Here is a 25,925-nt window from a genome sequence, read left to right as displayed (position 1 = left end):
GACGGACGGCCACAAGCGGACGGGCCGACCGGTGCGGATGGGCACCGGTCGGCCCGTCGTTTTGTGCCCGTCGTTCGATACCGTCCACCCTGTTTTTCGGCCAACCCTTCACGGGCGCCACACGATGCGAAGGGTGTGAACGCGCTAGTCGCGGGAATGGAGTGAAAGTCGGCGGGACGACTTCGGCTTGTCGATCACGCTGTACGGTGAGTTATCTTATACGGGGAGTCAGAAACAAACGGCGCGAGCCGTCTTTTTTGTTCAGGAGTCCCCACGATGGCGAGGCAGTTACGCGCCGAACAGACCCGCGCGACCATCATCACCGCGGCCGCCGATCTGTTCGACCACCAGGGTTACGAGTCGACCAGTCTGAGCGACATCGTCGAGCACGCCCGCGTCACCAAGGGCGCCCTGTATTTCCATTTCGCGGCCAAGGAGGACCTGGCCCACGCCATTCTGGAGATGCAGTCCACGGCGGCTCGAAAACTGGTGGAGGACATGGACAGCCGGGGCTGCACGTCCCTCGAAGCGCTGATCCGCACCACGTTCGGCATCGCCCGCCTGTCCGTGGACGGTCCGATACACCGGGCCGGACTCCGGCTCGCCACCGCGGGGGTCGCCGTACGGCCGCCGCTGCGGCACCCCTTCACCGAGTGGCTGGAGTTCTCCTCGCGCAAGCTCGGCGGCGCGGTCAGGGAATCCGACGTCCACCAGGACATCGATATCGAAGCCGTCGCCCACGCCCTGGTCTCCTTCTTCGTCGGCACCCGGGTCGTGGGACGCTCCCTCGACCCACTCGCCCGGCAGCCCCGCCGCGTGGCCGAAATGTGGCACGTCCTGATCCGCGGCCTGGTCCCCGTCCCCCGCCGCGCCCGCTACCTGAGCCTGGCCACCCGACTGGAGCGGGAGATCACGGCCGGCTGAGCGCCCCGAAGGGGCGGGGGCTGTATCGATATGCGGCTCCGCCGCGTGGGCGCGACCAGCCATGATGGCGCCGCAGAAAACCGACGGCATATCGCGCCCCAAAGGGGCGCGGGGAACTGCGCGACCAGCCCCCACCGGCCCGCAGCCGACCGACGGCATATCGCGCCCCCTTCCAACCGCGCACCCTTCCACCGGAGCTGGGGCGATACCGTGACGCGCATGCCCATCGCCCCGCCCGCCCCCGTCATCCTCGGCAACGAACCCGGCTCGTTCCCGCACAGCGTCCTCGCCGAGCGGCATCCCGCGATCGTGCGGCAGATCCGGGAGGCCTTCCCGTACGACCCCGAGCAGCAGCGCGCACTCGACGCGCTCCTCGACAGCTGCACCAAGGGCGTGGCCGAACCGCTCCCGGCCGACGCCCCCGACCGGGAGCGCTGGCAGGGCTGGGGCGCGGCCGACCACACCGGCCGGTCCTGGTTCGACATCCCCTGGCTGTGGTCAGAGAGCTACTTCTACCGCCGGCTCCTCGACGCGGTCGGCTACTTCGGCCCCGGCGCCTGGCAGGGCATCGACCCCTTCCGCCCCTCCAAGCTCGCCGAACTCGACGCCCCGGAGACGGACGAGGAACTCGCCGCGCTCGACGACCTGGAGGCGAAACCGGCCGACGAGCAGGCGCGTGCCCTGCTGCACGGCTCCCTGTGGGGCAACCGCGCGGACCTCGGCTTCCGCCTCTCCGCCAAGGGCGCGGGAACACCCGCCGCCACGCCCGCCCTGGTCGCCGACGACAGCGACACCCTCTGGTCGCTGCTGCCCCCCTCCGGCACCGGCACGCTCTGCCTCGTCGCCGACAACGCGGGCCGCGAACTCATCCCCGACCTGCTCCTCATCGCCCACCTCCTCGCGCACGGGCACATCGGGCGGGCGGTGCTGCACATCAAGCCGTACCCGTACTACGTTTCCGACGCCACCACCGCCGACGTCCTCGACGCGCTGCGCCGGATCACCTCCGTACCGGGCGTGGCCGCCGGGCACGGGCGTGAGCTGTGGGCGGCGATGACCGACGGCCGCCTGACGGTACGGGCCCACCCCTTCTCCTGCGCCCCGCTGCCGTACGCCGACATGCCCGACGACCTGCGGGCGGAGTTCGCCTCGGCCACGCTGACCGTGGTCAAGGGCGACCTCAACTACCGCCGCCTGGTGGGCGACCGGATGTGGCCGCCGACCACGCCGTTCGACGAGGTCACCGCGTACTTCCCGGGTCCGGTCGCCGCGCTGCGCACCCTGAAGTCCGATGTGATCACCGGCCTCGACACCGCCACGGAGGCCGCACTGGTCGCCGCGGAGGGACAGCGCTGGCGAACCGGCGGCACGCATGCCCTGATCCAAGTCCGCACCTGAGGGCATGCGACTACTGTGGTGATCATGACAAATCCCTGATACTCATGCGCGCATGACGTCATGTCACTTACCTGCGGGACCGCGGAAGCTCGCGGCGACCCTGGCCGCCCTGACCCTCGCCCTCACGGCATGCGGCGACGACGGGGGCTCCGACTCCGCGTCCGGCGGTGGGAAAACCGTCACCGTGGCCGCACTGCCGCTGATCGACTGCGCCGCCCTCTACATCGCCCGGGATCGCGGGCTCTTCGAGAAGGAGGGCCTGGACGTGCGGATCCAGCAGATCCAGCAGAGCCTCCAGGCGCTGCCCGCGCTGTCGAAGGGGCAGGTCGACATGGTGGCGAGCGCCAACTACGTCACCTACTTCCAGGCCCATGAGCAGGGCACCCTCGACATCCGGATCGTCGCCGAGTCGATCCGGGCCGCGCCGCACATGATGGACGTACTGGTCCCGAAGGACTCGGACATCAAGACCGCCGCCGACCTCGAGGGGCGGAAACTCGCCGTCAACGTTCTCAACAACGTTCAGTCGCTGACCCTCAACGAGATCCTGGAGAAGGAGGGGGTCGGCAAGCCGGTCTACCGGCAGGTCGCGTTCCCGCAGATGGGCGCCGCCCTGGAGAAGGGGCAGGTCGACGCGGTCCACGCGGTCGAGCCCTTCGACAGCGTGATCCAGGACGAGTTGCAGGCGAGGGTCGTGGTGGACGGGGCTGCCGCGCCCGTCGAGGACATCCCGCTCAGCGGTTACCTCACCTCGAGCCGGTTCGCGGACGAGAACGAGGAGACCCTCGCCGCCTTCCAACGGGCCCTCAAGGCCGCCGCCGAGATCGCCGGGAAGGACCCGTCGGCGGTACGGGAGATCCTGCCGACGTACACGAAGGTGACCGAGGGACAGGCGGAGCAGATCGACCTGCCGGCCTTTCCGCCCACCGTGGACGCCGAGCAGATCTCCCGGCTCACCGACCTGATGAAGAAACAGGGGATGCTGAAGAAGCCGATCGACCCGGCGACCCTCGTGGTGAAGTGAAACGGCGTCAGGAACTCGGGCTCGGTCTCCTCGGCGTGCTCCTCGCCTTCGGGGTGTGCGAGGCGGTGAGCCGGGCCGGGATCGTGCGCCGCAGCTATCTGCCGCCCGCCTCCGAAGTCCTCTCGCGGGCCTTGGAGTTGGCGGGTGACAGCGTTTTCCTGGACGGTATCGGGGCCACCCTGCGCGCCTGGGTGCTCGGGCTCGGCCTCGCGTGCGCGATCGCGGTCCCGCTGGGTCTGCTGCTGGGCAGCGTGCCCCTCGTCGACGCCGCCGTACGCGCGATCGTGGAGTTCCTGCGGCCGCTGCCGTCCGTCGCGCTGATCCCGCTGGTCTCCCTGCTGCTCGGCTCCGGCACCGAGACCAAGGTCGCGCTGATCACCTACGCGTGCGTGTGGCCGATCCTCTTCAACACCATCTACGGCCTCGGCGAGACCGACCCCCTCGCCAAGGACACCCTGCGCGCCTTCGGCTTCGGGCGGCTCGCCGTCCTGCTGCGCGTCGAACTCCCCGGCACGGCCCCCTTCATCGCCGCCGGCATCCGCATCTCGGCCGCCGTCGCGCTCATCCTCGCCGTCGCCACGGAGATCCTCGCGGGCTTCGGCGAGGGCCTCGGCATCTTCATCGCCCAGGCGAGCCTGTCGACGGACGGCACCCGGGACGTGCTCGCGGGTGTGGTGTGGGCGGGCGCGCTGGGTCTCGTCATCAACGGCGTCCTGGTCTGGGGCGAACGGCGGCTGTTCCCGTGGACGCCGGAGCAGCGGGAACGGGCGGCGGCCTATCGGGGGAGGGGCGTGTGAGCCGGGACGGTGCGGTGGCGGTGCGGGGCGGTGGCGTACGGCAGGTCGGGCGGGTCGCCGTGGGCGGTGTGCTGCTGCGTTGGGTCGTGCTCGCCGTCGCCGTCGGGTGCTGGGAGGTGGCCGCCCGGGCGCACGACAGCGTGTACTTCCCGCCACCGGGCCGTATCGCCGACCACGCCTACGAGTTGTGGTTCTCCGGCCCGGTCCGGCAGGTGTTCCTCACCGACGCTGCCGTCGACAACATCGGCCCCAGCCTCGGCCGGATGGCCGCCGGGTTCGTGATCGCCGCCGTCGCCGGCATCGCGCTCGGCGTGGCGGTGGGCCGCTCGCGCCGGACGTACGCGCTGTGCAACCCGGTGCTCCAGTTCGCGCGGGCCGTACCACCCCCGGCCCTCGTCCCCGTCTTCGTCGTCGTCCTCGACTTCGGTACGCAGATGCAGGTCGCGTCGATCGCCTTCAGCGCTCTCTGGCCGGTGCTGATCAACACCGCGGAGGGGGCCCGCAACACCGACCCGCTGCGCCTCGACGTCGCCGCGGTCCTGCGACTGAACGCCGTCGAAAGGCTCCGCTTCCTCCTCCTGCCCTCCGCGCTGCCGCGCATCTTCGCGGGCCTGCGCCTGAGCCTTTCGCTCTCCCTCATCCTCATGGTGTTCTCGGAACTGCTGCCGGGCACCGCGAACGGCATCGGCTTCACGCTCACCGACGCCCAGTCCCGTTCCGACCTGCTCACCGTATGGGCGGCGCTGGTCCTGCTCGGCGCCCTCGGGTATCTGCTCAACACCGGCCTGCTGGCGGTCGAGAAACGGCTGATCGGCAAGGGGAGGCCCATATGAGCGCACAGGGGAGGCCCGTATGAGCGGAACCGTCCTCGACGCCGTCGTGCGGCTGCTGCGCGACACCGGCATGACCACCGTCTTCGGCAACCCCGGCTCCACGGAACTGCGCATGCTCCGCGACTGGCCCGACGACTTCACCTACGTCCTCGGCCTCCAGGAGTCCACCGCCGTCGCCATGGCCGCCGGACACGCCCTCGGCACCCGCACCGCCGCCTTCGTCTCCCTCCACTCCGCCGGTGGTGTCGGTCACGGCCTGGGCGCCGTCTTCAACGCCTACCGCGACCGTGTCCCCCTGGTGATCGTCGCGGGCCAACAGGCACGCTCGCTGATCCAGCTGCGCCCATTCCTCGGCGCCGACCAGCCCGCCGAATTCCCGCGCCCGTACGTGAAGTTCGCCCGCCAGCCGGAACGCGCCGCCGACGTGCCCGCCGTCCTCGCCGAGGCCCACCGGATCGCGATGACCCACCCGCGAGGACCGGTCTTCGTCTCCGTACCGGAGGACGACTGGGACCGGCCCGCCGAGCCCGTGGCGCCGCGGACCGTGCACGGCGGCTTCATGGCCTCGCCCTCGGCGCTGGCCCACCTGGCCGCCCGGCTCGACACGTGCGCCCGGCCCGCGCTGGTGATCGGCCCGGGCGTGGACGACGAGGAGGCGCAGTCCGAGGCGCGTGCGCTGGCCGAGCGCACCAGGTCGGCGGTGTGGATCAGCCCGCTGTCCGGCCGTTCGGGCTTCCCCGAGACCCACCCGCTCTTCCAGGGCTTCCTGCCCCCGGTCGCAGGCGCACTCGCCGCGCGCCTGGCACCGTACGACGTGGTCGTGGCCCTCGGCGCACCCCTGTTCACCTACCACGTCGCCGACGACGGCCCGCTCCTGCCGCCCGGCACCGAGCTGTTCCACCTGGACTGCGACCCGGCGCAGGCGGCCTGGCTGCCGCTGGGCACCAGCCTCGTCACCACCCTCAAACCGGCCCTCGCCCACCTCACCGCGCGGCTGTTGGACCCCGACCGCGCCCCGCCCCCGCCCCGCCCGGCACCCGAACCCGTGCCGGCCGCACCCGACATCACCCCGGAGCTGGTCTTCGACCTCCTGCGCGAGCGCCTGCCCCGCGACCGCGTCCTCGTCGAGGAGGCCCCCAGCCACCGGGACGCGCTCCACGCGCGCGTGCCCGTCGACCTCCCCGGCGGCTTCCTGACCACCGGCAGCGGAGCCCTCGGCTGGGGGCTGCCCCTCGCGGTCGGCCGAGCCCTCGCCGACCGGCGCCGGGTGGTGTGCGTGATCGGCGACGGCTCCGCGCTGTACTCGGTGCAGGCGCTGTGGACCGCCGCGAGCCTCGGCGCTCCGGTCAGTTTCCTCGTCCTCGACAACCGCGGTTACGGCGCCGTCCGCGCCCTCGGCCGCCGGATCGGCATCTCTCCCGTCCCCGGCACAAACATCGAGGGCATCGACTTCGCCGCCCTCGCCGCCTCCTTCGGCTGCCCCGCCTCGTACGCCGCCCACCCCGACGACCTCCCCGCCGCCCTCGACCGCGCCCTGAACGCGGGCGACGAGGCGGGCCCGCATCTCCTCCACCTCCGCGTCGCCGACACCGAGGGCGCGCTCTACGAACCCTGGGCCAGGTGACGCTTCCGGATGCTCCGCCTAGACGAAGTCGCCCAGCACTACGGCGACCACCCCGTCCTGCACGACATCACCCTCACCGTCCCCGACGGCCAGCTCCTGAGCGTCGTCGGCCCGTCCGGCTGCGGCAAGTCCACCCTGCTGCGCACCATCGCGGGCCTGCTCCCCGCCCGCGAGGGCACGGTCACCATCGACGGCACACCGGTCACCGGCGTGCCCGACCGACTCGCTGTCGTCTTCCAGGACTATGGCCGTTCCCTCTTCCCCTGGCTCACCGTCCGCGACAACGTCGCCCTGCCGCTGCGCCGCCGTGGCCTCGGCCGGGCCGAGCGGCGCGGTGAGGCCGAGCGGATCCTGGAACGCGTCGGCCTCGACGGCGCCGCCCGCCGTCACCCCTGGCAGCTCTCCGGCGGAATGCAGCAGCGCGTCGCCATCGCCCGCGCCCTGGTCTGCCGCCCCTCGCTGCTCCTCATGGACGAGCCCTTCGGCTCCCTCGACGCCCAGACCCGCGAGGACCTCGAAGACCTCCTCCTCGAGGTCCACCGCACCGACGGCACCACCATCGTCTTCGTCACCCACGACATCGACGAGAGCGTGTACGTCGGCGATCGCGTCGTCGTCCTCTCCCCGGGCCCCGGCTCCCGCGTGCTACGGGACCTGCCGGTCGAACTCCCCGGCAAGCGGGACCAGATCACCACCCGGGGACTGCCCGAGTTCGTGGCGCTGCGGACCGAGGTGGGCCGGGCGGTGCGGGGGGCCTGACGGGGAGTCCTGCCGGGAGTACTGACGGGGACGGTCAGACCACGCGCACGTCCTGCCACACCAGCCGGTGATCGGAGGTCGGCACGTTCGCCCCGCCGCCCACCAGCCGGTACAGCGGGTCGTCGGACGTCGGCCAGAACACGCCGTTCGACGCGGGTATCAGCCCCCTGGACGGCAGGACGTAGTCGACGCGCAGATTGCCCGGAGCGGTGTCGCCGAAGTCCGCCGTGTCGTACGCGGGATCACCGGTGTGCGAGGTGTTGGCACCCCCCTGGAGCCGCGCCGCCTCGACCGCGCCCTTGCTCGTCGGCGGCACCTTGGGCAGGTTGACCGCCGGATGGTCGAGGAGCAGGCGGATGGCGTGGTCGTAGCTGTCGCCGTCGTACGGATCGGCGTTCTGATCGCCGGCCAGCACGAAACGCGCCCCCGGCCGCAGACCGCCGCGCCTGCCCTTGTCGTCGTACAGGTACGAGCCGCGCCGGCGCCCCCCGATGTAGTCGGCCCACAGGCGGATCTCGTCGTGGTTGCGCCGGCCGTTGCGGTCCTCGGTGCCGTCGAAGGTGGGCGGCGTGGGGTGCGACACCAGGAAGTGCACTGTGTCTTCTGCGGAGCGACCGACGCACACCGGCACGTCCCAGTGGCTCTTGGAGGAGAGCCGCAAGACCGCCTGCGCCTCGGCGCTGTAGTAGTCGGTCGGCATGATGTTGCCGGGCATGTCCCGCCACAGGAAACGCTGGAAGGTGCGCACCGCGCGGGTGTCGATCGGGTACTTGGAGAGCACGGCCATGCCGTACTGCCCGGGGAACCAGCCGTATCCGTACGCGTCCTGGCCGTACGCGTCCGAACCGGGCGTCGTCACCGCGCCGTTGCGCCCGTCGAGGTCCAGACCCGAGGCCACGCCCGTGTTCACCGGGGCGGTGAAGTGGTACCGGTAGCGGACCGGCTTCGCGCCGTTCTGCCCGACGGCGAGGTAGTTGCGCAGGAAGAGGCGGACCGCCGCACCGGACTCGACGTAGTCGAACTCGTTGATCAGCAGCACGTCCGGGTCGACCCGCTGGATCGTCTCCGCGGCGTTCTTCGCCTGGGTGTTGTCCGGCGTGGACAGATCGGACACGAGCGCGCCCTGAGTGCCGCGGTTCAGGGAGGCGTTGAACGTGGCGAAACGCACCGTACGACCATGGCGGTCCGATGCCGCCGCGGGCACGGCCGAGGTGCCGGCCAGCGCCGCCCCGGCGAGTGCGGCGAGCGTGGTGCGGCGGGAGAGGGATCTGGGCTGGTTCATCGGAACTCCCTTACGGAGGGACACGTGAATTTCCGTAGTCTGCGCGCGTAGAGATGAACGCCACAAGTCCCGTCGAGAACTCCCGGATTCACCCCTGATTCACGCGATGGTGTGATCATGTCCGGGGTCGCGGATGTCGCCCGAAACGCGTGGGTAGGGCCCGGCCATGACGCAGCAGCCCTTCGAACTCCCGCACTTCTACATGCCGTATCCCGCGCGGCTGAACCCGCATGTCGACGAGGCCCGCGCCCACTCGACCGCCTGGGCGCGCGAGATGGGCATGCTGGAGGGGTCCGGGATCTGGGAACAGTCCGACCTCGACGCGCATGACTACGGCCTGCTCTGCGCCTACACCCATCCCGACTGCGACGGACCCGCCCTCTCCCTCATCACAGACTGGTACGTGTGGGTCTTCTTCTTCGACGACCACTTCCTGGAGATCTTCAAGCGCACCCAGGACCGCGCCGGCGGCAAGGCCTATCTGGACCGGCTGCCGCTGTTCATGCCGATGGACCTGTCCGCCGAGGTGCCCGAGCCGCAGAACCCGGTGGAGGCCGGTCTCGCCGACCTGTGGGCTCGCACGGTGCCCGCCATGTCCGCCGACTGGCGGCGGCGCTTCTCGGTCGCCACCGAGCATCTGCTCAACGAGTCCCTGTGGGAGCTGTCCAACATCAACGAGGGGCGGATCGCCAACCCCGTCGAATACATCGAGATGCGCCGCAAGGTGGGCGGCGCCCCTTGGTCGTCGGGGCTCGTGGAGTACGCGACCGCCGAAGTGCCCGCGGCCGTCGCCGGGTCGAGGCCGCTCAGGGTCCTGATGGAGACGTTCTCCGACGCGGTGCATCTGCGCAACGACCTCTTCTCCTACCAGCGGGAGGTCGAGGACGAGGGCGAACTCAGCAACGGCGTACTCGTCCTGGAGACCTTCTTCGGCTGCACCACCCAGGAGGCCGCCGACACCGTCAACGACATCCTGACCTCCCGGCTGCACCAGTTCGAGCACACCGCCCTCACCGAAGTGCCCGCACTGGCCCTGGAGAAGGGCCTCGCCCCCGGGGAACTCGCCGCGATCGCCGCGTACACCAAGGGACTTCAGGACTGGCAGTCCGGCGGCCACGAATGGCACATGCGCTCCAGCCGCTACATGAACAAGCGCGCCCGAGCCACCTCACCCTGGCAGGTGCTGACCGGCCCCGGCACCTCCGCCGCCGACGTCGGCGCGCTCCTCGCCGCGGCCGGCGCCGAGCGCCTGCGTGCCTACACCCACGTGCCGTTCCAGAAGGTCGGCCCGTCCCTGCTGCCCGACTTCCACATGCCCTTCCAGGTGGAGCTCAGCCCGCACCTCGACGACGCCCGCCACCGCCTCACCGGCTGGGCGAACCGCATGGGCATCCTCCAGGAAGGCGTCTGGGACGAGGACAAACTCCGCGCCTACGACCTCGCGCTGTGCTCGGCGGGCCTCGACCCCGACGCCACCCTCGAGGCACTCGGCCTCAGCGCCCAGTGGCTCGCCTGGGGCACCTACGGCGACGACTACTACCCGCTCGTCTTCGGTCACCGCCGCGACCTGGCCGCCGCCCGCCTGACCACGGCACGCCTGTCCGCCTGCATGCCCGTCGACGGCGAAGAGGTCCCCGCCCCCGCGAACGCGATGGAACGCGGACTGATCGACCTGTGGGCCCGCACGACGGCGGAGATGACCACCGAGCAACGGCGCACCGTGAAGGCCACGGTGGACGTCATGACCGAGAGCTGGGTGTGGGAGCTGTCCAACCAGCTCCAGAATCGCGTCCCCGACCCGGTCGACTACCTGGAGATGCGGCGCGCCACCTTCGGCGCCGACCTCACCATGAGCCTGTGCCGGGTGGGCCACGGCCCCGCCGTCCCCGCGGAGGTGTACCGCAGCGGCCCCGTCCGCTCCCTGGAGAACGCGGCCGTCGACTACGCCTGCCTGGTGAACGACGTGTTCTCCTACCAGAAGGAGATCGAGTACGAGGGTGAGATCCACAACGCCGTCCTCGTCGTCCAGAACTTCTTCGGCTGCGACTACCCGACCGCGGTCGGCGTCGTCCATGACCTGATGACCCAGCGCATGCAGCAGTTCCAGCACGTCGCCGCCCATGAACTGCCCATCGTCTACGAGGACTTCGCGCTCTCCGACGAGGCCCGCGCGATCATGCGAGGCTATGTCACCGACCTGCAGAACTGGATGGCGGGCATCCTGAACTGGCACCGGAACGTCGACCGCTACAAGGCCGACTGGCTGTCCCGCCGCGCCCACGGCTTCCTCCCGGACCGACCGCCGGCGCTGCCCGTCAGCTGACGTCCCGCAGCCGCTCGGCGGTTTCCTCGGCGAGCTCCCGGAGGCTCTTCATGCCGTTCCCCGAGAGCTCGCCGAGTATCGCGTCGGCGGCGGTGAGGAGGATGTGGGCCTCCTCCGTCAGGGCGGCGTCGGCGAGGACACGGGTCAGGGCGTAGTGCTCCTCGGCTATGAAGCGGCCGAAGTTCACGCGGGTCCAGTGTCGGAGGGAGTCGTCGCCTGGGTCGGCCAGGATGGCACGTATCGACGTCAAGGTGCCGTTGGCACGGGCGAGTTGCCCGCAAGCGCGCTCCAGCTGGGCCTGATCCAGGCGCGCCGAGACCCGGTCCCACGCCGACTCCTGAAGCGTGGCGTGGAGGCGTCGGGCGCGCAGTGCCTGCGGGAGGTCGCCCACCCGCTTCAGATCGTGGACGAGCCAGTTGATCTGTGATGTCTCCATCCGGGTCGGATCCAAGGGGTGCCGCAGCTTGGTCTGGTCGAGGAAGATCTCGTCGAGTTCGCGGATCAAGGCCACCCGGGCGAGTTCGGTCATGCCTTGGTCCAGGGCGAGTTCCGTCCAGGTGGACAGCGGCTCGTCGGCCGGGTCCGTGCCGAACATCGAGTCGTCCAGCTCCTCGGCCCAGTGCACCAACTCGGCGGCGTCCGCGCCCGGTTCGGGGATCTCGCTGAGCCCGCAGTGTGTGTCGTAGTCCGTCTCGCGGACCTCATGCAGCAGCGGCAGATCGGCGACGTCACCCCGCAGCCCCACCAGCACGGCCGCGAGCCGCAGTTCGTCGGTCATCGACGAGTCCGCCTCATGTCGCAGCAGATGCCTCAGCAGACCGAGATCGCCCTCCGCGCGGTCGAACTGGGCGGCGCGCAGGGCGAGTCGGCGTCGTACCGGATCCTCGGCCATCAGGTCCCACACCGTCCGCTCGCCCGCCCGCAGTGAGGCCAGATCGGCGCGGCCCCGCGCGAGCACCGGCTCCCACAGCGGGGGCCGGGGATGCCGGTCGAGCAGGTCGTAGGCGCACAACTCCTCCCCGTTCAGCAGCAGGAAGTCGGGTTCGGTACGCAGCAGGGCGGCATGCAGCATCCCGATCAGCTCGACCGGGGAGCGCTCGGGCAGGCCCAGCGCGGCACGGAGCTCGGCCCGCTCCTCGTCGATCGAGTGGCACTCCCGGATCTCCTCCTCGATCTCCGCGACCCGCGCGAGGATCGCCTCCTCGCCGTTGCTGGGCGACAGATCCAAGTAGTCGTGCCAGCCGGGCAGACCGATCACTGTCTCGAGCGCCTCGTCGACACTCGAGCCGATGATCCCGGCCGAGCCCTCGGAGTCGGCGTACAGCAGGGAGCCGTCCGCGCACACGAAATACGTACCGCCCGTGTCGTCCCCGGCCACCACCTCCAGCGGTCCGCCCGAGGCCAGGCGGACCGGCTCGACATGGGCCGCGTCCGCGCGAGCCAGGTCGAAGTTGAAGGGAAACGCAGCCAGTTCGGCCAGGTGGGAGTCCTGCCTGAGAAGCCGCAAGGCGTGATCGGTCATGTCACAGAACGTAACAGCCGCCACTGACAACGGGACCTGCCGCTCGGCTCACACGGGCTGACGTACCTGTCCCGTGGCGGCCTGACGTGCGTGTTCCACGGCGGCGCGGGCCAGCGCGCGGACCATCGGGTGCGGGCGCGATCCGTCACCGGACAGTTCCGGCTGGAAGAGCGAGGCCAGGAAGAAGGGATGACCTGGGAGTTCGGCGATGCGTGGGTGGCCGTCCTCGTCGTGACCGGAGAAGCGCAGCCCGTGGGTGCGCAGGGTGTCGAGGTGGCGGGTCGGGCCGTATGCGCAGAAGTAGCGCTCGATCGTCCGCTCGGATCCGATCACGGTCTGCGCGAGCGAACTCGGCTCGATCCTGACCACGGCCTCGTGTCCGGCGAGCGAACAGGCCAGCGGCTCGATGAGCGGGTCCTCGGCGTCGGGGTCGTTCTCCGCGTGTGCCGCCCGCGTCAGGCCGCAGACCTCACGGGCGTACTCGAGGAGGGCGTGCTGGAACCCGCCGCACGTGCCCAGGAACGGAATGCTCTCCACGCGGGCCGTGCGGATCGCCGTGAGCACACCGGCCTCGCTGAGGTACGGGCTCCCCGGCAGCACCCACACCGCGTCGAACCCGCGTACGGCGTCGGGGTCCTCGGCGTCCTCGGAGCCGATCCAGTAGGCGTCGAGCACCAGCCGGTCGCGCTCGGCGAGCGCGTCGAGCAGGAGGGGGATCCGGGTGTGCGAGGCGACGTTGGGGGAGCGGTCGCCGACCAGGGCGAGACGGGCTGCTGTGTTCGTCATGGTCTTCATCCTGGGTTCGCCCCGAGGTTCACGTCCAACGATGTTTTCTACACCGTCGATAAGCCATGCTGATGCAGTGGGATCCTTAGGGGCATGGACCCGCACCTCCTGCGTACGTACGTCACCGTCGCCCGCCTCGCCTCCTTCTCCGAGGCCGCCCGCGACCTCGGCTACACCCAGTCGGCGGTCTCCCAGCACATCGCGGCGCTCGAACAGGACCTGGGGGCTTCGCTGCTCACTCGCCGCCCCGTCGCTCCGACAGCGGCCGGCGAGCGGCTGCTCGAACACGCGGGACCGTTGCTGCTGCGCCTGGACGCCGCTCGCGCGGACGTCGTACGGATGGCGGCGGCGCCCGCGCACGGCCTGACGCTCGCCGCCGCTCCGACCGCGCTCGGGCCCCGGGTTCTGGCCGCCCTGCCGGTCGCGGGAGTGACCTTGCGGGTGCTGTCTCGCGACGGGATTCCGGCGGCCGTGGCCACCGGTGCCGCCGACCTCGGTCTGGTCGACGGACTGGCCGCGCCCAGCGATCCGCTGCGGCTGCCCGACGTGGCGCCGCTGACCACGTACGGCGTGGGGGAGGAGCCCGTATGCGTCCTCCTGCCCGCTACGCATCCGCTGGCCCGGCGCTCCGGACTGCGCCTGGGCGACCTTGCCGACGCCCGCTGGCTCGATGCCCCCGACACGGGACTGCCGCTCGCCCACCTCCGGGCCGCCAACGGCGGTCATGGCTTCCGCCCCTCCCTGCGCTACGACGGCACGGACGTCCGCGCCCTCACCGCCCTGGCCGCCGCGGGCCACGGCCTGACCCTGCTGCCCCGCTCGGCGGCCGAGGCGGTGCCGGGCACGGTCGCCGTCCCGGTCACGCAACCGCGGGTCGTCCACCGCACGGAACTGGTGCACGGGGGTTCGGTGCGGGGAGCGGCGGCAGCGGTGGTGGAGGCGTTGACCGAACGGGCGTGAGTCACTACGGCCTCCCGTTCTTGACCATGGGTCAGTCTCACTCGTTCGTGGCTCGTCGTGCGGCGGTGCTCCGGGTAGTTCTCAGCCGGAGGCGAGACATGGAACAGACAGCGTTGCGACCCAAGCCGATGCCCGGTCAGGACCCCGGCGGCAGCCCCACGCCCGACCCCGTCCGGCGTCCGCACGCCGCCCGCCGGCGTCGCCGACGGCTCACCACCCTGCTGTTCGGCCTGCTCGTCGGGACCGTCCTGGTCCTGTCCGGCGTCGGCCTGGGGACAGTGGGCGCCACCGTGATCGGCATGAGCAAGCTGGCCGATCTGCAAGGCCAGGCGCTCCCCGGACCCACCCCACCGCCCACCCCACCGCCCGCCACGCCCACCCTGTCACCGACGCCCGCAGGTGCCACGCTCGGCGTGGAGGCCGTGGACGCCGAGAAGTCCGGAGCGCTGGTTGTCGGCGTCCATGTCCCCGGCCCGGGCTATACGGCGGGGCTGGTCAGGGGCGACGTACTCCTTGCCTTCGACACGACCCGGATCGACTCGGCCGCCGACCTCGCGCGCGCCGTCGCCGACACCCGACCGGGAGCGGCGGTCACCTTGACGGTGCGTCATGAAGGCGGCGGATACCAACAGTTGACGGTGATTCCGGGTGTCGTCACATGACCCTCCGGAAGGTTGCCATCCCGCTCGTCGAGGGTCGCTTCTATCCAGTCGCACGTCGGCGCACGGCTGTCGTGATGGCCGGCGGCGCGTCGAAAAGTCAGGCAAATCGGCTCGCGCGGCCCCCGCCGTACGGGCAGGATGCTGCACGTAGTCCTTTCAGCCGCCCAGGGAGGCCAGGATGACCGGCACCGCGCCCGCGCCCTTCGGCGCCGACGACTACCGGGCCCGGATGGAGCGTGCGGCGCGGGCGGCCGCCGACGCGGGGCTCGCCGGACTGCTCGTGGCGCCGGGGCCGGACCTCGTGTGGCTGACGGGTTACGCGCCCACCGCGGTCACCGAACGGCTCACCCTGCTGGTGCTCACCCCCGGACAGGACCCCGTACTCGTCGTGCCCACCCTGGAGTCCCCGGACGCGGCCAAGGCGGCCGGCGCGCCCGCGCTGACGCTGCGCGACTGGACCGACGGCAAGGACCCCTACGCCGCCACCGCCGCCCTGCTCGACTCCACCGGGCGGTTCGGCATCAGCGACAACACCTGGGCCCTGCATCTGCTGGGCCTGCAGAAGGCGCTGCCCGGCACCTCCTACGCCTCCCTCACCGACGCCCTGCCGATGCTCCGCGCCGTCAAGGACGCGGCGGAACTGAGGCTGTTGGCGGCGGCCGGCGCGGCCGCGGACGCGACGTTCGAGGAGATCCGGAAGGTTCGCTTCGCCGGCCGCAAGGAGTCCGACGTCGCCGCCGACCTCGCCGGTCTGCTGCGCCGCTTCGGGCACTCCCAGGTCGACTTCACCATCGTCGCCTCCGGCCCGAACGGGGCGAATCCGCACCACGAAGTCGGCGACAGGGTCATCGAGCACGGCGACATGGTCGTCCTCGACTTCGGCGGCCTGAAGGACGGCTACGGCTCCGACACCTCCCGCACGGTCCACGTCGGCGAACCGACCGACGAGGAACGCCGGGTCCACGACCTCGTACGCGAGGCCCAGGAGGCGGGCTTCAGAGCCGTACGTCCCGGGGTGGCCTGCCAGGAGGTGGACCGGGCCGCCCGCGCGGTCATCGCCGACGCCGGATACGGCGAGTACTTCATCCACCGCACCGGGCACGGCATCGGCGTCACCACGCACGAGCCGCCGTACATGATCGAGGGCGAGGAACAGCCCCTCGTGCCCGGCATGTGCTTCTCCGTCGAGCCCGGCGTCTATCTGCCCGGCCGCTTCGGCGTCCGCATCGAGGACATCGTCACGGTCACCGAGGACGGCGCCCGCCGCCTCAACGACACCCCCCGCGAGCTGGTCATAGTGAACTGACCGAGATCAGGAGCCTCCCACGACGACTTCGAGCGACGACGGCGCGACCATGACCCAGGCACCGACACCCACCGCGGACACCGTCCGCCGACTGGTCCGTTCCCTGCTCAAGGACGGCGCCGACGCCGGGAAGAGCGCCGCAGGACCCGACGTCCGGCCGGTCGCGGAGGGCGGCGGGCAGGCCACCTGGTGGGTCGGCACCCGCCATGTCCTGCGTCTGGCCCCCGACCGCGACGCCACCGTCCGCCAGCGCCGCGAACTGCGCCTGCGCGACCTCGTCCGCCCGCACCTCCCGGTCGCCGTGCCGACGAGCGTGGCGCACGGCGAGTGGGCTCCCGGGCTGACCTACACCCTGGACACCAAGGTGCCCGGCGGCTCGGCCGAGGAGCACGACGTGTCCGCCGTCGGGGAGGCCGACCTGGCCGGGCTGCTCACCGGGCTGCGCGAGGTGCCCGTACGGCAGGCCGAGACCCTCGGCGTCCCGCGCGCCGCACCCCGCTCCCTGGAGGCCCTGCGCCGCTCCGCCGAACGCGCCGCCGGGCGCCTCGCCGCCGCCGACGAGTTCGACGCCGTACGCCTCCAGCAGCTCACCGCAGCCGCCGCGGTCCAGCTCGCCGCCCAGCCCGGCACCGCGGTCCTCGTCCACCACGCACTGACCGGCGAGCACCTCGTGGTCAGCGCCGACGGCCGGGTACGCGGCGTCCTCGGCTGGGCCGACGCGGTCCTCGGCGACCCCGCCGAGGACATCGCCGGCCTCGCGCTCGCCGTCGGATCCCCCGCCGCCGTCCGCGCCGCCACCCTCGCCGGCTACGGCGCCCGCCCCTGTCTGCGCGGCCTCTGGCTCGCCCGCTGCGACACCCTGAGCCGCCTCGCCGAACGCCTCGAAGGCCGGGGCAGCAGCCCCCTGCCCCTGCTGCGGGAGCAGCTGGAGCGTGCCTGGGAGGCGATCCTGCTGGAACGGGTGACGGAGTTGCGGGACGAGGAGTCATAGAGCGGGGCCGATCGGTCTTGGCCAACGCGCAAGCGTTTACGGGCCCGCCACTCAGTCCTGCAACAGCACCACGCACGACTCCCCGGGCAGATGCAGCATCCCGTCCGCGCCCGGCGCTTCGACCGGCTCCCACGCGGCGAGTACCTGCGCCGGACGCGAGCCCAGGGGGATCGCCGCCGGCTCCTTGGCGAGGTTGACGGCCACGCGGACGTCCCCGCGCCGGAAGGCGAGCCAGCGCCCCACCTCGTCGTAGGCCACCTTGGTGTCGGCGATGTCGGGGTCGGTGAGGTCGGCCTGCTCGTGGCGCAGGGCGATGAGGCGGCGGTACCAGGCCAGCACGCGCGCGTGGGGCTCGTTCTCCGGCTCGGACCAGTCGAGGCAGGAACGGTCGCGGGTCGCCGGGTCCTGCGGGTCGGGCACGTCCTCCTCGGCCCACCCGTGCGCGGCGAACTCCCGCCGTCTGCCCCGCCGTACGGACTCGGCGAGCTCGGGGTCGGTGTGGTCGGTGAAGAACTGCCAGGGCGTGCCCGCGGCCCACTCCTCGCCCATGAACAGCATGGGCGTGAACGGCGCGGTCAGCGTCAGTGTCGCCGCGCAGGCCAGCTGCCCGGGGGAGAGGGACGCCGAAAGCCGGTCTCCCAGGGCGCGGTTGCCCACCTGGTCGTGGGTCTGGGCGTAGCCGAGGAGCCGGTGCGCGGCCACGCGCGTACGGTCCAGGGGACGGCCGTGGGACCGGCCCCGGAAGCTCGAGTACGTGCCGTCGTGGAAGTAGCCGCCCGTGAGTGTCTTGGCGAGTGCCGCGAACGGGGCTCGCGCGAAGTCGGCGTAGTAGCCCTGGGACTCGCCGGTGAGCGCCGTGTGCAGGGCGTGGTGGAAGTCGTCGTTCCACTGGGCGTGCAGGCCCAGGCCGCCCTCCGCGCGCGGGCTGACCAGTCGGGGGTCGTTCAGATCGGCCTCGGCGACGAGGAAGAGCGGCCGGCCCACGTCGGCGGCCAGTGCGTCCACGGCCGTCGACAGCTCCTCCAGGAAGTGGCACGCGCGCGTGTCGGCCAGCGCGTGCACCGCGTCCAGGCGCAGCCCGTCGATCCGGTAGTCCCGCAGCCACGCCAGCGAACTGCCCAGCAGATACTCGCGCACCTCGTCCGAACCGGGCGCGTCCAGGTTGACGGCGGAACCCCAGGGCGTGTGGTGCGTGTCGGTGAAGTACGGGCCGAACTGGGGCAGGTAGTTCCCGGACGGCCCCAGATGGTTGTGCACCACGTCGAGGACCACGCCCAGGCCCAGTTCGTGCGCCCGGTCGACGAACCGTTTCAGCGCCTCGGGGCCGCCGTACGGCTCGTGCACCGCCCACAGCGACACCCCCTCGTACCCCCAGCCGTGCCGCCCGGGGAACGGGCACAACGGCATCAACTCGACGTGCGTGACGCCCAGTTCGACGAGATGCCCGAGCCGCTCGGCGGCCGCCTCCAGGGTGCCCTCGCGGGTGTACGTGCCCACATGCAGCTCGTACAGGACCGCGCCGGGCAGCGGGCGCCCGGCCCACTCACTGCGCCACGCGTACCGCTCGTGGTCGACGACCGCGCTCAGCCCGTCCGGGCCGTCCGGTTGCCGGCGCGAGCACGGGTCGGGCAGCACGGGGCCGTCGTCCAGCGCGAACCCGTACCGCGAGCCGTCATCGGCATCGGCCTCCCCCCTCCACCAGCCCGCTCGGTCAGGATCGCGCTCCAACGCGCGCGTGGCGCCCTCGCACTGGAGCGTCACTCGGTCTGCCTGCGGTGCCCACACCTCGAACTGCACGGACGGTTCCCCTTCGTCTGCTCACCGTGATGTAGCCCGTCCATGGTGCTTCAAACGAGATCAATCCGCTTTTGAATCTTCCCTTTTGCGGCGGGTGTCGTCGGAGCACGCGCGCGTGGCGGCTGTTCTCGCCTTTTCTGGACACCCGGCGTTCACTGCCCGACAATCACGAGCGTGACGCCGTTTTTCGAGTTCAACACGTACCCCGCGCGGCTCTCCGACGCGGAGCGCGACAGGGCGCTGAAGGTGCTCCGGGACGGCGTCGAAATGGGCCGCCTGTCGCACGACACGTTCATCCGGCGCATGGAGCTGGCCCTGACCGCCCGCCGGTCCGAGGACCTCGCGCTCCTCACCGCCGACCTGCCCACCGAGAGCCGGATGTCGCGGCTGGTGTTCGGCACCGTCGAGGCCGTCTCCGGCTTCACGGTACGGCTGCGCAGGGCCTGGCAGGCCGAGCGGCTGCCCAAGCTGCTGCTGCCCCACGCGGGCAACGGCCATCCGCTGCGCATAGGGCGTGACCCCGCCAACGGGCTCCGGCTGACCCACGAGACGGTGTCCCGGGTGCACGCCGAACTCAGCCGGCAGGGCGGCATGTGGGTGCTGCGGGACCTCGGCTCGACCAACGGGACGACGGTCAACGGACGACGTGTCATCGGTGCCGCCATCGTCCGTGAGGGTGATCAGGTCGGCTTCGGGCGGATGTCGTTCCGGCTCGCCGCGAACTGAGTCCGGCCCCGGTCGGGATCGCGCCCGGGTGGCCGAAATGCCTTTGCCTCTCGCGGTGTTGACGTACCCGTCATCTCGTGACTGACTGTGCGTACACCATGCACACCAGGTGAACCGACGGCACCACATGTGGAGGTGTGCCCTGCCGCCACTCCTCCGCTACCCGACCGTCGACGAGTTGCACGCCCGGGCGGCGACACTCGTCGCCCGGCATCCCCGGGACGCCCGACTGCGCCGTGTCGGAACCTCCCGCGCGGGCACGCCCCTGTGGCTGCTGTCCGTCGGCCACGGCAGCCGCCAGGTCCTCGTCGTCGCCGGCCCGCACGCCAACGAACCCGTGGGCGGTGCCACCGCCCTGCGGCTCGCCGAACGGGCGCTCGCGGACCCCCGGCTCACCGAAGGAGCCGACGCCACCTGGAACCTGCTGCTCTGCCTCGACCCCGACGGTCTGCGCCGCAACGAGGGCTGGCTGCACGGTCCGTACACCCTGGGCCACTACTTCCGGCACTTCTTTCGGCCCGGCTTCCTCGAGCAGCCCGAATGGCTGCCCGAGGGCGCGGCAGCCGCCGTACTGCCGGAGACCCGGGCCCTGCTCGACCTCCAGGACGAACTGCGGCCGTTCCTCCAGTGCTCCCTGCACGGCGTCGACGTGGGCGGCGGCTTCGTCGAACTCACCCGCGACCTCCCCGGCCTCGCCGGACGCGTCTCGCACACCGCGGCCCGCCTCGGCATACCGCGCGAACTCGGCCCGTACGACACCCTGTACTGGCCGGGCCTCGGCCCCGCCGTCTACCGGATACCGCCGCCGCGCCGGGGCGACCTGGCCGCCGCCATCACCGAGGCCGCCGTCGAGTCGACGTGGTTCCACCCGCACCCGTACGGCACGGTGACCGCGGTCGTCGAGGCGCCCATGTGGAGCGTGGCCGCCGTGGAGGACGCCACCGAGCCCGCCGACCCGGCCGGAGTGCTGCGGACCGTCAGCCACACGCTGCGCCACGACACCGAGGCCCTGCGGCGGCTCCTGACGCGGATCCGGCTCCACCACGCGGGCGCACCGGACGCGGCACGCCTGCTCGCCCCGGTCGACGACTATTTACTGGTCTGCCCCGGCCTCGCCGACGCATGGGATCCGGACATCGAGGGCGCCGACGGCGTGCGCTCGCTGCCCCCGCTCAGCACCGCCCACCTGGCCACCCTGCGCATCGCCGGACGCCGGCTCGCGCTGCGTACGGCAGGGCTGCTGCACCAGCTCGTCGCGGGCGCGGGCGGTGACCCGGCCGGGGTGCTGCCGGAACTGGACCGGCTGGTCGACGCGTGGTGCGCGGACTACCGCGACGGCTGCGGGGCCCGCTGGATCCCGGTCGCCCGCCAGGTGGAGTACCAGGCACGCGTGGTGCTCGCCGCCTTCGAACTGGCCGGACGGGACGGGCCGGTGCGCTCCCGTTCGGGTGAGTCGGGGTGGGGCTCACAGGCCGCCGTGCCGATGCATCGGGAATGACGCACTTCACCACAGCGAAAGCGGTACGGGGCGGCCTGCTCGCGGCGGTCGCCCTCCTCGTCGCCTCCGCGGCCCCGGCGCAGTCGGCGCCCCGGCAGGCTCCCCCGGACAACTGGCTCTACCTCACCGTCACCCAGGGCGACGCCCGGGCCGGCGAGACGCCCGGCAAGCTGCTCCTGTGCGACCCGCCCAAGGGGCCCGCGCGCACGGCTGACGCCTGCGCGGAGCTGGAGGCCGCGGGCGGCGACATCGGCGGCATCCCGCAGAAGGACACCTTCTGCACGATGATCTACGCGCCGGTGACCGTCCACGCGCGCGGGGAGTGGAACGGACGGCCGGTCACGTACACGAAGACGTTCTCGAACCGGTGCGTGATGGCGGCGTCGACGGGGGCGGTGTTCGCGCGCCCCGCCTGACCGTCGGGCGGGCCCGGCCGGTACGCGCGCGTGACGGAATCCGCAAAATCACCGGCACGCGCGCGTGAACGCTCAGCGAGTCACTCGGTGCGTCACGTCGCCCGGTCGCGTGCGTGCCGTACCGCCGCGACGACCGTACGGGACTGGTGCTCCACCTGGTGCTCCAGCGGCACCCAGCGGGCGCGGAAGCGTTCCGCGAAGGCGTCGCTCCAGGTCGCGACGAGGCGCTCCAGCCGCGGCGCCGCGCGGTCGCCGTTCTCCTGCAGGACGCGCATCAGCATGGCCGCCGCCCGCAACGGCAGCCGGCGCGCGAACGCGTCCACGCTTCCGACGTACGCCATGGAATCGTCGGCGGGCTGTGTCCGCATCCAGTCCTCGGCGAGCCCCGGAACCAGCTCCAGCGCCCATCTGGCCGCGCGCAGCAGGGGCCCGTCGACGTCGGCGAGCCGCGGCAGCGCCTCGGCGAGCACCCGCTCCACCTCCAGCGAGTCGCGCAGCAGCCGCTCCGCCAGCCGCCGTATCTCGGCTGCCGGAGCCGGATGCGGCGCCGGGTCGTCCACCAGGTCGCTCGCCCACATCGGCACCTCGACGACCGCGGTCAGACCGCCGTACCGGTGCACGTGGTACCAGGTGCTGTGCCGCGCGTCGTCCGGCATGCTCGGGTACGCGGCGCCCGCGCCGGGGCCGGGCATCACATGCACGCCGGGTCCGGAGGCGGGCCAGCCGGCGACGTCGGAGGCGCCGGTCTCCACCGGGATGTGCAGCTGCGCCGCGGACTTGGCGAACGGCTCGGCGAGGCCGGGGACGTCCTTCGTCAGCTGCACCCAGCTGCCGCCCAGGTCGGTGCCGTGCAGGGTCACCTGGAGGAAGGGTCGCAGTTCGTCGATGACGCGGGTCAGGGCGCGGGTCTCCGGCGGCAGCCGGTCCGGTGGCAGAGCGGACGGCGCCCATTCCGGCTGCTCGGGTGCGGCGGGCCGGAAGAAGCCGCGGTGGTAGTCGTGGAGGCTGCGCGGCGCCGGGGTCACATGCAGGCTCGCCCCGTCGGGGTCGGCGCACAGCAGGAAGTGCCAGGAGGTGTCGGCCCGCAACTGCCGCTCGTGCAGCACCCGTTCCGCGAGGGCGAGGGTCGTCGAGCCCCCGGTCGGTTCATTGGCGTGAGCGCCGGCGACGACCAGGACTGCGCGGCGGGCGTGGCCCATCGACAGCAGGTGGAGGGGTCTGCCCGCCCGGGAGACCCCCACTTGTCTCAGGGCACAGAGGCCGGGCCGGTGAGCGGCCAACGTCCGGGCGGAGGAGACAAGTTCGGAAACGGTGGGGTAGCGCAGCTCCGGCAGGAGACTCACCCCCGTCACATCCGCCCGGCTTCGCAATCCGCAGTACCCCACGGTCACCGTGCAGTGTCAAGGCGGTGGCGGGGGAGGCTCCAGGGGGCGCCCGGATGCATTGACCGGCACCCGGAAAGGCCGTTGGTGCCTGCCGGGTTGCCGGTTCCCGTGCGGTGCAGATGCGTAGGTCCCGGCGCCCTCCGCGCTCGCCTCGAATTCACCCGAATGGGTGTATGCGGCTGCCGCTGGACGGGCAAGGTGGCCGCTTGGGTACGGCATCCATCCGTGCGCCGGGCACGGACCACCAGCTCCCCGCTCGTACGGCGTGCACCACGGCGTGGACGACCGACGCGCGCGCCCCTCCAGGGGCGACTCGTCCAGGGCTCGCGGGCTTTCCCCCGTCGAGCCGCGCCAAGCGGCTCTCGCGAAGTCGGCTGCGGTTCGGCAGCGCCCCGAAGGGGCGCGGGGCTGTGCCGATATGCGGCTCCGCCGCGATGGGGGTCCCCCCGCTCGAGCGAGTTCGAGAGTGGGGGAGCGCCCAGCCACGACGGGCCCGCAGGCGATCGACGGCCCATCGCCGCCCCGCGGCGGAGCCGCATATCGACACAGCCCGCGGAGCGCTCAGCCCACGCGCTCCAGCAGCGCCACCGGCAGCCGCTCGAACAGCTCGTCCGCGCGTGCGTGCCCGGTGAACTCACGCTCCGGAGCCAGCACATCGGCCCACCGCCCCGGCGGCAGCGGCAGCAGCGTGTCGCGCCAGCCGCCCGCCTCGGCGAGGCGCAGGGACAGCCGCGTCACGGCGGTCACCACCTCACCCGACCGCACGAACGCCACACAGTGCGCGGCGCCCGGACCCTCCGCGGCCAGCGGCGCGTACGTCGCCGAGTCACCGAAGACGTCGGCGCGTCGCCTGCGCAGCCGCAGGGCCGCCGCGGTCACCGCGCCCTTGTCGCCGGGGTGCTCCGGAGGGAAGGACACGGGCCGCCGGTTGTCCGGGTCCACCAGCGCCCGGTACTCGGCCTCCGTGCCCTGGTAGAGATCGGGCACGCCCGGCATCGTCAGCTGGACCAGGGCGGTGCCCAGCACGTTCGCCCGGATGTGGGGCTCCAGGGTGGCGCGGAAGTCGGTCACGTGTCCGCCCGGAGCCCCGCACGGCCCCGCCGCGACGAACGCGGCCACCGCGTCCTCGTACGGGGGCTCCTGTTCCGTCCAGCTCGTGTACAGCCCGGCCTCCCGCACATGCTTCAGCAGCGCCCCCTGCACCCGGTCCGCGTCCGCCGTGCCGAGCCCGAACACGGTCTGCCAGGCCGCCCACGCCAGCTGTGCGTCCGGGACGCCCTCGCCGGTGCGGGTCACCTCGGCCAGGACGTCCGCCCAGCGCTGCGGAGACTCGGTGAGCACGGCCAGCGCGGCCCGTACATCGGCGCTGCGCTTGGTGTCGTGCGTCGAGGCGACGGTCCCGGTGGCCGGCCAGTCGCGCTGCACGCGCGCGCAGTACGCGTGGAAGTCCTCCGCAGACACCGCCGGGCTGCCCGGGTTTCCACCCACCTCGGTGGCCGACAGCAGCGGCACATAGCGGTAGAACGCGGTGTCCTCCACGGACTTGGCGCGCAGCGCGGACGCGGTCTGGGCGAACCGGGCCCGGAACTCCGCGTGGCCGGGCCCGTCACCGGCCCGCCCGAGCACCAGATCGCGTACGACGTCGACGGCGCCGGCCTCCTCGGGGACGACGAAGGCCTGTCGGGACTCGGCCGCGGCCTCCTCGGTGACGACCGCGGCGGCGTCCCCGGACTCGTAGGGCCGGTAGACCTCCAGACGGACCAGGAGCTCCTGCAGGGCGGTGCGCAGCGCCCAAGGAGCCCGGTCGCGCAGCACGGGGTCCGGCGACGTGTCGCACAGGCGGCTCGCGACCCGGGTCAGCCGTTCGACCTCGGCGGCCAGCTCATGCGTGAGCACCTTGTACGCCGCCCGCCGTACGGTCGCCTCCCACTGCCCGCCACGGTCGGTCTGAGGGGCCGCGAAACGCCGGTACTGGCCGAGGAGTTCCCCGTACCCCGCCGGATCCGTGAAGAGGCCGTCCACGTGCCGCAGGGCGTCGTATCCGGTGGTGCCCGCAACCGGCCAGGACGCCGGCAGGTGCTCACCGTCCGACAGGATCTTCTCGACGACCGTCCAGCGGCCGCCGGTGGCCTCGTGGAGGCGCCGCAGATACGCGTCCGGGTCGGCGAGTCCGTCGGGGTGGTCGATCCGCAGCCCGTCGAACACGCCCTCGTGCAGCAGCTGCAGGATCTTGGCGTGCGTGGCCTCGAAGACCTCCGGGTCCTCCACCCGCACCCCGATGAGCTCCGAGATGCTGAAGAACCGCCGGTAGTTCAGCTCCGTACGCGCAAGCCGCCACCACACCGGGCGATACCACTGCGCGTCCAGGAGCTGAGGCAGCGGCAGCTCCTCGGTGCCCTCACGCAACGGGAACTCGTGGTCGTAGTAGCGCAGGACGTCGCCGTCGACCGCCAGCGCGTCCATCTCCGCCCCGACGGGATGTCCGAGCACCGGCAGCAGCAGCCGACCGCCCTGCGCCTCCCAGTCGATGTCGAACCAGCGCGCGTACGGTGACTTCGGGCCCTCCCGGAGCACCTCCCACAGGGCGCGGTTGTGGCGCGGGGCCATCGCCATGTGGTTGGGGACGATGTCGGCGATCAGACCGAGACCGTGCTCCCGCGCGGTGCGCGCCAGCCGCCGCAGCCCTTCCTCGCCGCCCAGCTCGCCGCGCACGCGCGCGTGGTCCACGACGTCGTAGCCGTGCGCGGAGCCCGGGACGGCCTCCAGGACGGGGGACAGGTGCAGATGCGAGACGCCGAGCGACGCCAGGTACGGCACGGCGGTCGCGGCGGCCTCGAACGGAAAGTCGGGCTGCAGCTGCAGCCGGTAGGTGGCCGTCGGCACCACCGGCTCAGGACGCTCAGGTGTCATGG

Annotated in this window: 21 protein-coding genes; 15 read left to right on the top strand and 6 right to left on the bottom strand. The window is 72.2% G+C overall.

Going from position 1 to position 25,925, the window contains the following annotated elements; translation table 11 throughout:
- Window positions 1-276 precede the first annotated feature (276 nt).
- The 7 genes from OG828_RS12640 (at window position 277) to OG828_RS12610 (ending at window position 7,359) form a co-directional block, all read left to right on the top strand.
- Window positions 277-924, top strand: coding sequence for a ScbR family autoregulator-binding transcription factor (locus OG828_RS12640; protein ID WP_328354448.1), 648 nt, complete (start codon window positions 277-279; stop codon window positions 922-924).
- Between the two features lie 219 nt (window positions 925-1,143).
- Window positions 1,144-2,322 (top strand): damage-control phosphatase ARMT1 family protein, encoded by a 1,179-nt coding sequence (locus tag OG828_RS12635; protein WP_328354445.1) that lies wholly within the window; start codon window positions 1,144-1,146, stop codon window positions 2,320-2,322.
- 52 nt (window positions 2,323-2,374) lie between these two features.
- Complete coding sequence (locus OG828_RS12630; protein WP_328501184.1) at window positions 2,375-3,346, top strand: ABC transporter substrate-binding protein; 972 nt, start codon at window positions 2,375-2,377, stop codon at window positions 3,344-3,346.
- Complete coding sequence (locus OG828_RS12625) at window positions 3,343-4,143, top strand: ABC transporter permease (RefSeq protein WP_328354439.1); 801 nt, start codon at window positions 3,343-3,345, stop codon at window positions 4,141-4,143. The genes OG828_RS12630 and OG828_RS12625 overlap by 4 nt, the downstream gene beginning before the upstream one ends.
- Window positions 4,140-4,976: an ABC transporter permease gene (locus OG828_RS12620; RefSeq protein WP_328501183.1), complete on the top strand. Its 837-nt coding sequence runs from the start codon at window positions 4,140-4,142 to the stop codon at window positions 4,974-4,976. The genes OG828_RS12625 and OG828_RS12620 overlap by 4 nt, the downstream gene beginning before the upstream one ends.
- Before the next feature lie 19 nt (window positions 4,977-4,995).
- Window positions 4,996-6,600, top strand: coding sequence for a benzoylformate decarboxylase (gene mdlC, locus OG828_RS12615; RefSeq protein WP_328501182.1), 1,605 nt, complete (start codon window positions 4,996-4,998; stop codon window positions 6,598-6,600).
- A gap of 9 nt (window positions 6,601-6,609) precedes the next feature.
- The gene (locus OG828_RS12610) at window positions 6,610-7,359 is read left to right on the top strand and encodes an ABC transporter ATP-binding protein (RefSeq protein WP_328354430.1); all 750 of its coding nucleotides are present in this window, start codon (window positions 6,610-6,612) and stop codon (window positions 7,357-7,359) included.
- 34 nt (window positions 7,360-7,393) lie between these two features.
- Here OG828_RS12610 and OG828_RS12605 read toward each other — a convergent pair whose 3' ends face one another.
- Window positions 7,394-8,641, bottom strand: coding sequence for an endonuclease/exonuclease/phosphatase family protein (locus OG828_RS12605; RefSeq protein ID WP_328501181.1), 1,248 nt, complete (start codon window positions 8,639-8,641; stop codon window positions 7,394-7,396).
- A 166-nt stretch (window positions 8,642-8,807) separates the two neighbouring features.
- On the opposite strand from OG828_RS12605, the gene cyc2 reads away from it, so the two are divergent.
- Complete coding sequence (gene cyc2 / locus OG828_RS12600; protein ID WP_328501180.1) at window positions 8,808-10,964, top strand: germacradienol/geosmin synthase Cyc2; 2,157 nt, start codon at window positions 8,808-8,810, stop codon at window positions 10,962-10,964.
- Here cyc2 and OG828_RS12595 read toward each other — a convergent pair.
- Window positions 10,957-12,486, bottom strand: a complete 1,530-nt coding sequence (locus OG828_RS12595) for a hypothetical protein (protein WP_328501179.1) — start codon at window positions 12,484-12,486, stop codon at window positions 10,957-10,959. The genes cyc2 and OG828_RS12595 overlap by 8 nt on opposite strands.
- A gap of 48 nt (window positions 12,487-12,534) precedes the next feature.
- Window positions 12,535-13,272 carry a CTP synthase C-terminal region-related (seleno)protein gene (locus tag OG828_RS12590; RefSeq protein ID WP_328501178.1) on the bottom strand — a complete coding sequence of 246 codons (738 nt, stop codon included), beginning with the start codon at window positions 13,270-13,272 and terminating at the stop codon, window positions 12,535-12,537.
- 93 nt (window positions 13,273-13,365) lie between these two features.
- Here OG828_RS12590 and OG828_RS12585 point away from each other — a divergent pair, with 93 nt between their 5' ends.
- The 4 genes from OG828_RS12585 (at window position 13,366) to OG828_RS12570 (ending at window position 17,191) form a co-directional block, all read left to right on the top strand.
- On the top strand, window positions 13,366-14,232 hold the full coding sequence (locus tag OG828_RS12585) for a LysR family transcriptional regulator (RefSeq protein WP_328501177.1): 867 nt from the start codon (window positions 13,366-13,368) through the stop codon (window positions 14,230-14,232).
- A gap of 98 nt (window positions 14,233-14,330) precedes the next feature.
- Window positions 14,331-14,894 (top strand): PDZ domain-containing protein, encoded by a 564-nt coding sequence (locus OG828_RS12580; protein WP_328501176.1) that lies wholly within the window; start codon window positions 14,331-14,333, stop codon window positions 14,892-14,894.
- A gap of 178 nt (window positions 14,895-15,072) precedes the next feature.
- Window positions 15,073-16,200 carry an aminopeptidase P family protein gene (locus OG828_RS12575; RefSeq protein ID WP_328501175.1) on the top strand — a complete coding sequence of 376 codons (1,128 nt, stop codon included), beginning with the start codon at window positions 15,073-15,075 and terminating at the stop codon, window positions 16,198-16,200.
- Between the two features lie 49 nt (window positions 16,201-16,249).
- A complete protein-coding gene (locus tag OG828_RS12570) occupies window positions 16,250-17,191 on the top strand; it encodes an aminoglycoside phosphotransferase family protein (protein WP_328354408.1) in 942 nt (313 codons plus the stop codon).
- Between the two features lie 51 nt (window positions 17,192-17,242).
- On the opposite strand, the gene treZ is transcribed toward OG828_RS12570, so the two are convergent.
- Window positions 17,243-18,988, bottom strand: coding sequence for a malto-oligosyltrehalose trehalohydrolase (gene treZ, locus OG828_RS12565; RefSeq protein WP_328501174.1), 1,746 nt, complete (start codon window positions 18,986-18,988; stop codon window positions 17,243-17,245).
- Between the two features lie 174 nt (window positions 18,989-19,162).
- Between treZ and OG828_RS12560 the strand changes: the two genes are divergently transcribed.
- From OG828_RS12560 to OG828_RS12550, 3 genes are all read left to right on the top strand, one after another.
- A complete protein-coding gene (locus OG828_RS12560; protein ID WP_328354402.1) occupies window positions 19,163-19,714 on the top strand; it encodes a DUF1707 and FHA domain-containing protein in 552 nt (183 codons plus the stop codon).
- A 127-nt stretch (window positions 19,715-19,841) separates the two neighbouring features.
- Window positions 19,842-21,212, top strand: a complete 1,371-nt coding sequence (locus tag OG828_RS12555; protein WP_328504860.1) for a M14 family zinc carboxypeptidase — start codon at window positions 19,842-19,844, stop codon at window positions 21,210-21,212.
- Window positions 21,209-21,628, top strand: a complete 420-nt coding sequence (locus tag OG828_RS12550) for an SSI family serine proteinase inhibitor (protein ID WP_328501173.1) — start codon at window positions 21,209-21,211, stop codon at window positions 21,626-21,628. The genes OG828_RS12555 and OG828_RS12550 overlap by 4 nt, the downstream gene beginning before the upstream one ends.
- A gap of 92 nt (window positions 21,629-21,720) precedes the next feature.
- Here OG828_RS12550 and OG828_RS12545 read toward each other — a convergent pair whose 3' ends face one another.
- Both OG828_RS12545 and treY read right to left on the bottom strand, forming a co-directional pair.
- Window positions 21,721-22,971 carry a M14 family zinc carboxypeptidase gene (locus OG828_RS12545; RefSeq protein WP_328501172.1) on the bottom strand — a complete coding sequence of 417 codons (1,251 nt, stop codon included), beginning with the start codon at window positions 22,969-22,971 and terminating at the stop codon, window positions 21,721-21,723.
- 603 nt (window positions 22,972-23,574) lie between these two features.
- On the bottom strand, window positions 23,575-25,923 hold the full coding sequence (gene treY / locus OG828_RS12540; protein WP_328501171.1) for a malto-oligosyltrehalose synthase: 2,349 nt from the start codon (window positions 25,921-25,923) through the stop codon (window positions 23,575-23,577).
- Between the last annotated feature and the right edge of the window lie 2 nt (window positions 25,924-25,925).

It is taken from the genome of Streptomyces sp. NBC_00457 (assembly GCF_036014015.1).
Taxonomy (GTDB): domain Bacteria; phylum Actinomycetota; class Actinomycetes; order Streptomycetales; family Streptomycetaceae; genus Streptomyces.
The sequence above is the reverse complement of the archived record's forward strand: the minus strand, read 5'-3'. Positions and strand labels throughout refer to the sequence as shown.